At 67.7% G+C, this 12,376-nt stretch carries 12 protein-coding genes; 7 read left to right on the top strand and 5 right to left on the bottom strand.

Annotation, left to right across the window (positions count from 1 at the left end; genetic code table 11):
* The first annotated feature begins 284 nt into the window (after positions 1–284).
* Complete coding sequence (locus AC3IFE_RS30660; protein WP_031398890.1) at positions 285–716, top strand: guanyl-specific ribonuclease; 432 nt, start codon at positions 285–287, stop codon at positions 714–716.
* A 16-nt stretch (positions 717–732) separates the two neighbouring features.
* Positions 733–1,296, top strand: a complete 564-nt coding sequence (locus tag AC3IFE_RS30655; RefSeq protein WP_006476945.1) for a barstar family protein — start codon at positions 733–735, stop codon at positions 1,294–1,296.
* A gap of 154 nt (positions 1,297–1,450) precedes the next feature.
* Here the strand turns inward: AC3IFE_RS30655 and AC3IFE_RS30650 are convergent, their stop codons facing one another.
* The 3 genes from AC3IFE_RS30650 to speE all read right to left on the bottom strand — a co-directional run bounded on the left by AC3IFE_RS30650 (position 1,451) and on the right by speE (position 3,598).
* A complete protein-coding gene (locus tag AC3IFE_RS30650; protein ID WP_489193991.1) occupies positions 1,451–2,218 on the bottom strand; it encodes a 16S rRNA (uracil(1498)-N(3))-methyltransferase in 768 nt (255 codons plus the stop codon).
* Positions 2,219–2,235: 17 nt separating this feature from the next.
* Positions 2,236–2,652 carry a VOC family protein gene (locus tag AC3IFE_RS30645; protein ID WP_069616776.1) on the bottom strand — a complete coding sequence of 139 codons (417 nt, stop codon included), beginning with the start codon at positions 2,650–2,652 and terminating at the stop codon, positions 2,236–2,238.
* 88 nt (positions 2,653–2,740) lie between these two features.
* Positions 2,741–3,598, bottom strand: coding sequence for a polyamine aminopropyltransferase (speE, locus tag AC3IFE_RS30640; RefSeq protein ID WP_089466656.1), 858 nt, complete (start codon positions 3,596–3,598; stop codon positions 2,741–2,743).
* 215 nt (positions 3,599–3,813) lie between these two features.
* On the opposite strand from speE, the gene tkt reads away from it, so the two are divergent.
* Positions 3,814–5,886 (top strand): transketolase, encoded by a 2,073-nt coding sequence (gene tkt, locus AC3IFE_RS30635; RefSeq protein WP_489193988.1) that lies wholly within the window; start codon positions 3,814–3,816, stop codon positions 5,884–5,886.
* Positions 5,887–5,973: 87 nt separating this feature from the next.
* On the top strand, positions 5,974–6,984 hold the full coding sequence (gene gap, locus AC3IFE_RS30630; protein WP_006476940.1) for a type I glyceraldehyde-3-phosphate dehydrogenase: 1,011 nt from the start codon (positions 5,974–5,976) through the stop codon (positions 6,982–6,984).
* Between the two features lie 77 nt (positions 6,985–7,061).
* Here gap and AC3IFE_RS30625 read toward each other — a convergent pair whose 3' ends face one another.
* Positions 7,062–7,952 (bottom strand): LysR substrate-binding domain-containing protein, encoded by an 891-nt coding sequence (locus AC3IFE_RS30625; RefSeq protein WP_489193986.1) that lies wholly within the window; start codon positions 7,950–7,952, stop codon positions 7,062–7,064.
* Positions 7,953–8,103: 151 nt separating this feature from the next.
* Here AC3IFE_RS30625 and AC3IFE_RS30620 point away from each other — a divergent pair, with 151 nt between their 5' ends.
* The gene (locus AC3IFE_RS30620; RefSeq protein ID WP_489193984.1) at positions 8,104–8,877 is read left to right on the top strand and encodes an SDR family NAD(P)-dependent oxidoreductase; all 774 of its coding nucleotides are present in this window, start codon (positions 8,104–8,106) and stop codon (positions 8,875–8,877) included.
* 13 nt (positions 8,878–8,890) lie between these two features.
* Positions 8,891–9,949, top strand: a complete 1,059-nt coding sequence (locus tag AC3IFE_RS30615; protein ID WP_489193982.1) for an L-idonate 5-dehydrogenase — start codon at positions 8,891–8,893, stop codon at positions 9,947–9,949.
* A 103-nt stretch (positions 9,950–10,052) separates the two neighbouring features.
* Here the strand turns inward: AC3IFE_RS30615 and AC3IFE_RS30610 are convergent, their stop codons facing one another.
* Complete coding sequence (locus AC3IFE_RS30610) at positions 10,053–10,775, bottom strand: FadR/GntR family transcriptional regulator (protein WP_206514317.1); 723 nt, start codon at positions 10,773–10,775, stop codon at positions 10,053–10,055.
* A 211-nt stretch (positions 10,776–10,986) separates the two neighbouring features.
* Here AC3IFE_RS30610 and AC3IFE_RS30605 point away from each other — a divergent pair, with 211 nt between their 5' ends.
* Positions 10,987–12,306: a C4-dicarboxylate transporter DctA gene (locus AC3IFE_RS30605; RefSeq protein ID WP_089466661.1), complete on the top strand. Its 1,320-nt coding sequence runs from the start codon at positions 10,987–10,989 to the stop codon at positions 12,304–12,306.
* Positions 12,307–12,376 lie beyond the last annotated feature (70 nt).

Genomic DNA, 12,376 nt, shown 5'->3' with positions numbered 1-12,376 from the left:
CGCCGCGGGTAGGGCGCAACCGCGCTTCCCATAAGCAACAGCAGCATCTCTCCACGCCGGGTAATGAGCGCGGCAAGGAGGCAGGGTCTTGCCATGCGAGAGATGCCGCCCGCATTTTATCTCATGTAAGATAAATGTAGTGCAATTTCGGTAAGAAATACGGAATCTCGCGTGTCGTGAGGCTTTCGATTCCCAAACGGACATTGATTCGCGCGGCCAATAACGCTACGCTAACGCCTTTGTTGGTCGTCAACTACTTGATTTAACAGCGGGAACCCTGGTTCATGGCACGCAAGTGGCTCCGCAACGGCGCGCTCGCGTCCGTCTTCGCGATGTTCGCGATGGGTATCGTCGGCACGCCGACGGGCAGTCTGGTTTCCGCCGCTTACGCACGGGAGGCCGTTCCGGCCGACGTGGCCGCGAGCGGGCTCGATACGATCCCGACCGCCCGTCTTCCGCGCGAGGCCGTGACCACGCTGGGCCTGATCGGCGCCGGCGGTCCCTATCCGTACGAGAAAGACGGCGTCGTGTTCGGCAATCGCGAGCGAATCCTGCCGAAGGCGAAGCGCGGCTACTACCATGAGTACACGGTGCCGACACCGCGTGCGCGCAATCGCGGCGCGCGCCGGATCGTCTGTGGCGGGCCGTTGCGCCGGATCGACAACTGTTATTACACGGGCGACCACTACAACAGTTTTAAACGTATTGTTGAATGACTTCGGGACGAATGGCATGAGCGACTCCATCTACGCGCACGATACGGCGGCGGCGGAACTGTTCGCGGCCGGCGACGGCAATCTGTTTCAGCGTGTGATTCAGCTGCACGCGGCGGCGCAGGCCGGCGGCACGCCGGAGCAACAGGAAGCCGAGCCCGGGCTTTCATCGAACGAGGAGCCTATGAGCCTTTTCACGACCGTGCGACCCAATCTCGTGCAGTCGATCCGCGCGTTCCGCGTGCAGGATCTTGCCGACGAAGCCGGTCGGCTCGGCCAGCATTTCCTGTATGCGTATTGCGGCGCCGCGCAGTCGAAGCAGGAAGTGATGGAAACGATCGCGACCTCGTTCCTGTTTCCGAAGCATTTCGGGAAGAACTACGACGCGCTGTACGACTGCCTCACCGACCTCGTCGCGAAGGCGGGCGCGCAGCCCGGTTTCGTGATCGTCCTCGAAGGGTTGCCGATCGCGCAGAAATTCGACAAGGAAGGGCGCGAAACGCTGCTCGACGTGTTCCGCGAGGCGGCCGAATTCTGGGCCGAGCGCAAGGTCGCGTTCCGCGTGTTCTACTCGTTCGCGTAAGCGCACGGTCGGCCCGCGCGGCCGATTCGGTGATTCGGTCACAAGCCCGCTTCGAGCGGGCTTTTTTGCGTGTGCGATTCGCGCTCGGCTGCATGGCGCGGCGCGCGAAGCACGACGCGGAGTCGAGCCGCTGAACGCGGCGCGCTGACGCGCTTTACCACCCGCCCCAGCGGGCCGCCAGCGCCGCGAGCACGGCCGCGCCGGCCGTCTCGGTACGCAGCACGCGCGGCCCGAGCGACAGCGCGGTGAACCCGCGAGCGCGGGCCGCATTTTCCTCGTCGGGCGACAGCCCGCCTTCGGGGCCGATCAGCAGCGTGACGGCCGCCGCGGGCGGCGCGTCGGGCAGCGCCGCGAACGGGATGCTCGCGCGCGGCGACAGCAGCAGCCGCAGCTCGCCGTCGGCCGGCGCGGCCGGCAGCGCATCGAGCCACGCGCGGAAGCCGGCGACCGGCGCGACGTCGGGTACACGGTTGCGCCCGCACTGTTCGCATGACGCCCGCACGACGCCGCGCCAGTGCGCGACGCGCTTGTCCGCGCGTTCGCCGGACAGCTTCACGACGCCGCGCGCGGTCGACAGCGGCACGACCGCCGCGACGCCGAGCTCGACCGCCTTCTCGATCACCCAGTCCATCTTGTCGCCGCCGGCGATCCCCTGCGCGAGCGTCACGCGATAGGGCGGCTCGGCCTCGACGGGCTCGAACGTATCGACCTGCGCGAGCGCGCTGCGCTTGTCGACCTCGACGAGCCGTGCGCGGTATTGGCCGCCCGTGCCGTCGAACAATGCGAGCACGTCGCCCGGCTGCAGGCGCAGCACCTGCACGTGGCGGGCGACGTCGGCCGGCAGTGCGAGCGTGGCGTCGGCGCGCAGCGCGGCGTCGACGAAAAAGCGCGGCACGGCCGCGGTGGTGGTGGCTTCATTCATGCGTGTAGCGGTTTCGGTCATGCGTCGAGACGGCACCCGAGCGCCCAGCGGTAGCCGTCGAGATCCTCGATCTGCGCGAACCGGTCGCCCCAGAACTGGTCCTGCGGCGCGCTCAGCGATTTCGCGCCTGCGTCGAGCGCGCGCTGCCAGGTGGCGTCGACGTCGTCGACATACAGATAGAACGATTGCGGCGCGGTGGCGTTCGCGCGCTTCGGCGTGAGCGCGGGCGAGCCGAACGCGCCTTCGGGCGCGAACATCACGATCAGCTGGCCGCGATAGGCCATCTCGACGTGCATGATCGCGCCGTCCTCGTCGTGCACGTCGCGTACCGTGAAGCCGAATGCGGCCTTGAAGAACTCGATGGCCGCGCGCGCGTTGCGTACGGCCAGGTAGGGCGTCAACCAAGGCACGTTGGCCGGACGTGGATCGGTCATGAAAATCTCCTGTTGCACGGTGTCGGCGCGTCTCGCGCCTGCGCCGGTCTCATGCTCGAACAGCGGAGCGGTGCGGCCGTCCGGATGTTCAGCGGCGAACGCCCAGTGTATCGCGCAGCGCGCGGGGCAGGGTGAAGAGGGACGCATGCAGCCGCGCATCGTAATAGCGCAAGCCGCCGACGCGGCGGGCCGCGAGCCGTTCGTCGACGTCGTGCGCGAACAGCGCGGCCGCATCGAGCGTATCGCTCGCGATCGCCATCAGCCACTGCGAGCCGTACAGCGGCACGTGCGCGGACAGCGGATCGACGACCGCGAAGCTCGCGCGCAGGTCGTCGAGCAGCGCGGCGATGCGCGCGGCATGGAACACCGGCGAGCCGAGATGCATCGAGATCGCGCCGCAGCGCGTGAGGATCCGCTTGAGCCGCGCGTAGAACGCACGCGTATAGAGGCCGGCCGCCGGCGAATCGGGCGGCGTGAGGTCGAACACGACGAGATCGAAATGTTCGACCGTCGACTCGACGAAATGCGCGGCGTCGCCGATCACGACCTCGACGCGCGGGTCGTCGAGCGCGCCCTGGTGCACGTCGTCGAGATAGCGGCGGGCCATCCCGACCACCTCGTCGTCGAGTTCGGCGACGACGATCCGCTCGATGCACGCGTGCTTGAGCAACTGGCGCGCGGCGCCGCCGTCGCCGCCGCCGAGCACGAGCGCCTTCCTCGGGCACGGATGCGCGAGCGCGGCCGGGTGCGTCATGCACTCGTGATAGACGAACTCGTCGCCGACCGACGTCATCGGCCGGCCGTCCAGCGTGAACAGCCGGCCGAGCTGCGGCGTTTCCCAGACTTCGATCTGCTGGTGCGGGGACGCGACGCGCGCGAGCCGCCGCGCGTTCGGGAAGCCGTAGGTGGCGTCGGGCGTCGGGTGAAAGAGAAGGGTGGTGCTCACGGGCGGGCCGCTGGGGCAGGCAGTTCCGACGCCTGAATTATAGGAGGCGGGCGGCTTGGCGGAAAACCGTGCCGGAACACCGCGCGCCGACAAGGGAAATGTCGGCCCATCTGTTAAAATGACGAGCTTTGCAGCCCCGTCCGTTGGCTCCGTCCGCTTCGCGTCCGTCAGGCGCCGCACCGCGCGCCGGGAACGATTGACGCTCGAGCTTCCGGATGCCGCCGTGCCCCCGTTTCCTCGACTCGTTCTCCGGACTCGACATGACGACTTCGTCTCCCGCCTCCACCACCCTGATGGCCAACGCGATCCGTGCGCTCGCGATGGACGCCGTCCAGCAAGCGAACTCCGGCCACCCGGGCATGCCGATGGGCATGGCCGAAATCGGCGTCGCGCTGTGGTCGCGACATCTGAAGCACAACCCGACGAACCCGCACTGGGCCGACCGCGACCGTTTCGTGCTGTCGAACGGCCATGGCTCGATGCTGCTGTACTCGCTGCTGCACCTGACCGGCTACGACCTGCCGATCGAAGAGCTGAAGAACTTCCGCCAGCTGCACTCGAAGACGCCGGGCCATCCGGAATACGGGATCACGCCGGGCGTCGAGACGACCACCGGCCCGCTCGGCCAGGGTCTCGCGAACGCGGTCGGCATGGCGCTCGGCGAAGCGCTGATGGCCGACGAGTTCAACCGTGACGGCGCGAAGATCGTCGATCACCACACGTACGTGTTCCTCGGCGACGGCTGCCTGATGGAAGGCATCTCGCACGAAGCCTGCTCGCTCGCGGGCACGCTGAAGCTGAACAAGCTGATCGCGCTGTACGACGACAACGGCATCTCGATCGACGGCGACGTCGTGAACTGGTTCCACGACGACACGCCGAAGCGCTTCGAGGCATACGGCTGGAACGTGATCCCGAACGTGAACGGCCACGACGTCGACGCGGTCGACGCGGCCATCGCGAAGGCGAAGCTGTCGGACAAGCCGACGCTGATCTGCTGCAAGACGGTGATCGGCAAGGGCGCGGCCACGAAGGCTGGCGGCCACGACGTGCACGGCGCGGCGCTCGGCGCGGAAGAAATCGCGAAGACGCGCGCGGCACTCGGCTGGACCTGGGAGCCGTTCGTGATTCCGCAGGAAGTCTATGCGGCCTGGGATGCGAAGGAAGCCGGCAAGCGCGCCGAGTCCGAATGGGACGCGACGTTCGCGGCCTATCGCGCGAAGTTCCCGGCGGAAGCCGCCGAATTCGAGCGCCGGATGGCGAACAAGCTGCCGGCCGACTGGGCCGAGAAGGCTGCCGCGATCATCGCCGGCGCGAACGAGCGCGCCGAGACGGTTGCGACCCGCAAGGCGTCGCAGCAGGCGATCGAAGGCCTCGCCGCCGCGCTGCCCGAACTGCTCGGCGGCTCGGCCGACCTGACCGGCTCGAACCTGACCAACTGGAAGGCGTCGAAGGCGGTGCGCGCGAATCCCGAAGGCGCGGGCGTGCTGCTCGGCAACCACATCAACTACGGCGTGCGCGAATTCGGCATGAGCGCCGCGATCAACGGCCTCGCGCTGCACGGCGGCCACAAGCCGTTCGGCGGCACGTTCCTGACGTTCTCCGACTACAGCCGCAACGCGCTGCGCGTGGCCGCGCTGATGAAGGTGCCGTCGATCTTCGTGTTCACGCACGATTCGATCGGCCTCGGCGAAGACGGCCCGACGCACCAGTCGATCGAGCACGTGTCGAGCCTGCGCCTGATCCCGAACCACGACGTCTGGCGTCCGGCCGACACGGTCGAGACGGCCGTCGCGTGGACCCACGCGGTCGCCGCCGACCGCCCGTCGAGCCTGATCTTCAGCCGCCAGAACCTCGCGTTCAACCCGCGTTCCGAGGCGCAGATCGCCAACATCGCGAAGGGCGGTTACGTGCTGAAGGACTGGGACGAGGAAATCGTCGCGCGCAAGATCATCCTGATCGCGACAGGCTCGGAAGTCGAACTCGCGATGAAGGCCGTCGAGCCGCTCGCGCAGCAGGGCATCGCGGCGCGCGTCGTGTCGATGCCGTCGACCAACGTGTTCGACCGCCAGGACGCTGAATACCGCGAACGCGTGCTGCCGCACGGCGTGCGCCGCGTCGCGATCGAAGCGGGCGTGACGAGCTTCTGGCACAAGTACGTCGGCCTCGAGGGCGGCGTCGTCGGGATCGACACGTTCGGCGAATCGGCGCCGGCCGGCGTGCTGTTCAAGTACTTCGGCTTCACCGTCGAGCACGTCGTCGAGACGGCCAAGGCCGTGCTGGCCTAAAAGCATATGTGCGACGCGCGCCGCCCGTTGCGTGCGTCGCACCGTGAAGCTGCACGAAACGAATTTTTCAGCCATCAGGAGATAACCATGACGATTCGCGTCGCAATCAACGGCTACGGCCGTATCGGCCGCAACACGCTGCGCGCGTTCTATGAAAACGGCAAGAAGCACGATCTCGAGATCGTCGCGATCAACGACCTGGGCGATGCGAAGACCAACGCGCACCTGACCCAGTACGACACCGCGCACGGCAAGTTCCCGGGCGAAGTGTCGGTCGACGGCGACTACCTCGTCGTAAACGGCGACAAGATCCGCGTGCTGGCGAACCGCAACCCGGCCGAACTGCCGTGGGGCGAGCTGGGCGTCGACGTCGTGATGGAATGCACGGGCTTCTTCACGACGAAGGAAAAGGCGAGCGCGCACCTGAAGGGCGGCGCGAAGAAGGTGATCATCTCGGCGCCGGGCGGCAAGGACGTCGACGCGACGATCGTCTACGGCGTGAACCACGACGTGCTGAAGGCCGAGCACACGGTCATCTCGAACGCATCGTGCACGACGAACTGCCTCGCGCCGCTCGTCAAGCCGCTGAACGACAAGATCGGCCTCGAAACCGGCCTGATGACGACGATTCACGCGTACACGAACGACCAGGTGCTGACGGACGTCTATCACGAAGACCTGCGCCGCGCGCGCTCGGCCACGCACAGCCAGATCCCGACGAAGACGGGCGCTGCTTCGGCCGTCGGCCTCGTGCTGCCGGAACTGAACGGCAAGCTCGACGGCTACGCGATCCGCGTCCCGACGATCAACGTGTCGATCGTCGACCTGTCGTTCATCGCGAAGCGCGACACGACGGTCGAGGAAGTCAACGCGATCATGAAGGAAGCATCGGAAGGCGCGCTGAAGGGCATCCTCGGCTACAACGACGCACCGCTGGTGTCGATCGACTTCAACCACAACCCGGCTTCGTCGACGTTCGACGCGACGCTGACCAAGGTGTCGGGCCGTCTCGTGAAGGTGTCGAGCTGGTACGACAACGAGTGGGGTTTCTCGAACCGCATGCTCGATACGGCGATCGCATTCGCGAACGCGAAGTAATCCTGCACGTCGCGCGGCCGTTGTAAGGCGGCCCGCGTGGCGAACGAACCCGGCCTGGAGTGTCCCGGCCGGGTTTTTTATTGCCCGGCGTTCGCCGTCACGTGCTCGATCGCTTCGATGAACGCGCGCTTGAGCGGGCTCTCGAGATCGCTCCACGCGAGGCCGATACCGCTGCGGTGACCGGCCAGGTCGAGCGGCCGCGCGAGCACGTTCGGCGGCAGCGCGCTCGCGGCCTGCGCCGGGATCAGCCCGATCCCCATTCCCGCCGCGACGAGTGCGAGCATCGTCGTGAATTCGCCGAACTCCTGCGCGATCTCGAGCGTCGTGCCCGCGCGGCTCAGCGCGAGCAGCATGTCGTCGTGAAAGCCGGGCGCGTAGCGGCGCGCGAGCACGAACGCAGGGTGGCCGCGCAACGCGGCCGGCGCGATCGCGTCGTGCGCGGCGAGCGGATGGCCGAGCGGCAGCGCGACGACGAACCCTTCCTCAAGCACCACGCGCGTGTCGATGCCCGCATACGCGGCCGGCAGCCGGATCATCCCGAAGTCGATCCGGCGGTCGCGCAGCGCGACGACCTGGTCGGGCGTCGGCATGTCCTTCAGTTCGAGCGCGATCAGCGGATAGCGCTCGCGCATCGTGCGCAGCACGGCCGGTAGCAGCGCCGGCAAGACCGACGACACGAACGCGACGCGCAGCGTGCCGATTTCGCCGCGGCTCGACAGCCGCGCCATCTGTTCCGCGCGCGCGGCCTGCTGCAGCGTCGCCCGCGCTTCGGGCAGGAACACGCGCCCCGTGTCGCTCAGCTCGACCTTGTGCCGGTCGCGCTCGAACAGGCGCGCGCCGAGTTCGGCCTCGAGCGCCTTGATCTGCATGCTCAGCGCCGGCTGCACGATATACAGGCGCTGCGCGGCGCGCCCGAAATGCAGTTCTTCCGCGAGCGTGACGAAGGCGCGCAATTGCTTGAGTTCCATGGGCGGCGGGCATCAAGGAGGCGGTAATCAATTTTCATGATAACGGGATCAAAAAAGACCATTGGCACGGACCCGGCGGGCGGCCGAAGATACCGTCAACGCGAGACCGGCCGCGATGGGCGGCCGGCGCGACTGGCACGAGGAGACATCCATGACTCAAGCGCTTGACCGGTTCCGTCTCGACGGCCGCCGTGCGCTGATTACCGGTTCCGGCCGCGGGATCGGGCTGACGCTCGCCCGCGGGCTCGCGGAAGCGGGCGCGGCGATCGTCATCAACGATCGCAATGAAGAGAAGGCCGCGACGCTCGCGCGCCGGTTCCGCGACGAAGGCTTCGCGGCCGACCATGCGGTGTTCGACGTGGCCGAGCATGCGCAGGTGCGTGCGGCGGTCGACGATTTCGAGGCGCGCGTCGGCGCGATCGACATTCTCGTGAACAACGCAGGCATCCAGCGCCGCGCGCCGCTCGACGCATTCGAACCGGACGACTGGCACGCGCTGATGCGCGTGAACCTCGACGGCGTGTTCAATGCCGCGCAGGCGGTCGCGCGGCACATGATCGCGCGCGGCCGCGGCAAGATCATCAACATCTGCTCGGTGCAGAGCGAGCTCGCGCGGCCGACGATCGCGCCGTATGCGGCGACCAAGGGCGCGGTGCGGATGCTGACCAAAGGGATGTGCGCCGACTGGGCGCGCCACGGCATCCAGGCGAACGGCCTCGCGCCCGGCTATTTCGAAACCGAGCTGAATCGCGCGCTGGTCGACGACGCGGCGTTTTCGGACTGGCTATGCAAGCGCACGCCGGCCGGCCGCTGGGGGCAGGTCGACGAGCTGTGCGGCGCGGCGATCTTCCTCGCATCGGCCGCATCCGATTTCGTGAACGGGCAGACGCTGTTCGTCGACGGCGGGCTGACGAGTGCCGTCTGACAAGGAGAATGTCGTGCGTATGCGTTGCATGTGTGTGGTGATCCACGGGCCGAACGACCTGCGGGTCGAGGAGCAGGACGCGGGCGAGATCGGCCCGGGCCAGGTGCGCGTCGACGTCGCGATGGGCGGCATCTGCGGCTCCGACCTGCATTATTTCCGGCATGGCGGCTTCGGCGCGATCCGGCTGCAGCAGCCGATGGTGCTCGGCCACGAGGTCGCCGGCACGGTCGCGGAAGTGGCGGCGGACGTGACGTCGGTGCAGGTCGGCGATCGTGTCGCGGTCAATCCGAGCCGGCCGTGCGGCGCGTGCCGCTACTGTCTCGAAGGGTTGCCGAACCAGTGTCTCGACATGCGCTTCTACGGCAGCGCGATGCGGATGCCGCACGTGCAGGGCGCGTTCCGCAACGCGCTCGTGTGCGACGCGGTGCAATGCGTGAAGGTGGCGGACCACGTGCCGCTGTCGCTCGCGGCGCTGGCCGAGCCGTTCGCGGTCGGGCTGCATGCGGTATCGCGCGCGGGCCCCTTGATCGGCAAGCGCGTGCTCGTGTCGGGTTGCGGGCCGATCGGCGTGCTGGCGGTCGCGGCCGCGCGCGTGCACGGCGCGGCGGAGATCGTCGCGACCGATGTCGTCGACGCGCCGCTGGACGTGGCGCGCGCGCTCGGCGCGGACCGCACGATCAATGCGGCGGCCGATGCCGGCTGGGTCGAGCGCTACGGCGCCGACAAGGGCACGTTCGACGTGATGATCGAGTGTTCGGGCAATGCGCGCGCGTTGCGCGACGGGCTCGACGTGATGCGGCCGCGCGGCGTCGTCGTGCAGCTCGGGCTCGGCGGCGACGTGAGCCTGCCGCAGAACGTCGTGGTCGCGAAGGAGCTGTCGATCTGCGGCTCGTTCCGCTTCCACGCGGAATTCGCGCTCGCGGTGCAGCTGATCAACGCGGGGCGCGTCGACCTGCGGCCGGCCGTCACGCGCGTGTTCCCGATGCGCGACGCGAACCTCGCGTTCGAACTGGCCGGCGATCGCCAGCGTGCGATGAAGGTGCTGATCGATTTCGCGAACGAGGCCGCGTGACGGTGCGGCGTTAGCGCGTCGCGCCGGCAGCGGCGCGCTTGGCAAAAAGGCACGCCCGCGACGCGCGGCGCGTGCCTTTTTCGTCGGGTGTCGCGCGGGAGGATTACGCGCCCGGCGTCGGGAAGAACACGCCTGCGCGCTGCGCGGCGTTCGCGATGTGCGTTTCGATCGCGGTGCCGGCGGCGGCCGCATCGCGCGCGATCAGCGCGTCGACGATCGCGCGGTGCTCGTGCCACGTCGACAGCAGCAGCTCGCGCCGGTAGAACGGCATGCGCTGGCTTTCCTTCATGATGTCCGCGCTGCTGCGCAGGATCGACTCGATCGCCGCATTGCCGGCCAGATGGATGATCCGCATGTGGAAGTCGAAGTCGAGCCGCGATGCCTCGTCGAGCGCGCTTTCGGTCAGCGCGACGTGCAGGTCGGCGAGGTTGTCCTCGAACCACGCGATGTCATCGTCGCTGACGACGTGCGCGGCCATCCGCGCGGCGAAGCCTTCGAGCGCATAGCGCATCTGGTACGTATCGGGCGGCGACGACTGCTCGGCGAATTGCCACGGATGCGCGGCCGACGCCTGCGCGCTTTCGACGTACACGCCCTTGCCCGCGCGGATGCGCAGCATCCCGAGCGCCTCGAGCGTCGACAGCGCCTCGCGCAGCGACGCGCGGCTGATCTCCAGCTCCTCGGAGAGCTGGCGCTGGGCCGGCAGCAGGCTGCCGACCGGATACACGCCTGCCTCGATCCGGTCGCGGATCGTCGCGATGGCGGTGTCGGTCACGGTATGCGGAACGTTCTTCATGATGTGAGCGATGGCCGGTCTGACCAGCATTGTAATCCGCACGCGGGCAGCGGACGAACGGCCTACGGGTAAGCCACGATCGAGCCGATTCCCGCACGTTCCGACCCCGCGGGAGGGGCGGGAAATCCCTATTTTGTTCGTCCTTGACGCCACTATATCGGCTTCCTACTATCCACCATAACATCACTGGTCTTACCAGTATGAACAGACGAAACTGCAACCGTTGGATCGGGAGAGCGCCGTGTCGAAATTCCTCAATTCGCTGTTTGGCCGGGTAGTCGTCGCACTAATACTGGGGGTCGCGCTCGGCGCGTTCTTCCCGCATTTCGCCGAGTCGCTGCGTCCGCTCGGCGACGGCTTCCTGAAGCTCATCAAGATGGTCATCGGCCCGATCGTGTTCTGCGTCGTGGTCAGCGGGATGGCCAATGCGGGCGACCTGAAGAAGGTCGGCCGGGTCGGCCTGAAGGCCGTCGTCTACTTCGAGGTGATGACGACGCTCGCGCTCGGCATCGGGCTCGTGCTCGCGTGGCTCACGCGCCCGGGCGTCGGGATGAACATCGACCTCCGCTCGCTCGACGCGGCGTCGCTGTCGACGTACGCGAAGAACGCCGAAAGCCTGAAGGACACGGCCGGCTACCTGATGAAGATCATCCCCGACACGGCGATCGACGCGTTCGCGAAGGGCGACATCCTGCAGATCCTCGTGTTCGCGGTGCTGTTCGGCTCCGCGCTGTCGCTGCTCGGCGACAAGGCGCAGCGCGTGAACAGCCTGATCGAGGAGCTGTCGCACGTGTTCTTCAAGATCATCGGCTTCATCATCAAGCTCGCGCCGCTCGGCGTGCTCGGCGCGATCGCGTTCACGACCGGCAAGTACGGCGTCGCGTCGCTCAAGCAGCTCGGCTACCTGGTCGCGGTGTTCTACCTGAGCTGCTTCGTGTTCGTCACCGTCGTGCTCGGCGTGGTGATGCGGCTCGCGGGCTTCTCGGTGTTCAAGCTGATCCGCTACCTGCGCGAGGAACTGTCGATCGTGCTCGGCACGGCGTCGTCGGACGCGGTGCTGCCGCAGGTGATGAGCAAGCTCGAATACATGGGCATCAAGGATTCGACGGTCGGCCTCGTGATTCCGACCGGCTATTCGTTCAACCTCGACGGCTTCTCGATCTACCTGACGCTCGCCGTGCTGTTCATCGCGCAGGCCACCAACACGCCGCTGTCCACGCACGACCTGATCGTCGTGCTGCTCGTGTCGCTCGTCACGTCGAAGGGCGCGCACGGCATCCCCGGCTCGGCGATCGTGATTCTCGCGGCGACGCTGTCGGCGATTCCCGCCATTCCGGTGCTCGGCCTCGTGCTGATCCTGCCGGTCGACTGGTTCGTCGGCATCGCCCGTGCGCTGACCAACCTGATCGGCAACTGCGTCGCGACGGTGGTGGTCGCGGTGTGGGAGAACGACATCGACCGTGCCCGCGCGACGCGCGTGCTGAACCGCGAGCTGCGCTACGTGGCCGATGTGCCGGGCGCCGCCGCACCGGTCGCAGGCGACCAGGCCCACGCGCTCTGAACCCGACTCCCGCGCGGCACGGCTTCCCCTGGCCGCACCGCGCAACCGGACTTCATGCGACCGGCGCGCC

The organism is Burkholderia sp. APQ4-4ca, assembly GCF_057837105.1.
Note: the sequence above shows the minus strand (reverse complement) of the source record. Positions and strands in the feature narration are given on the sequence as shown.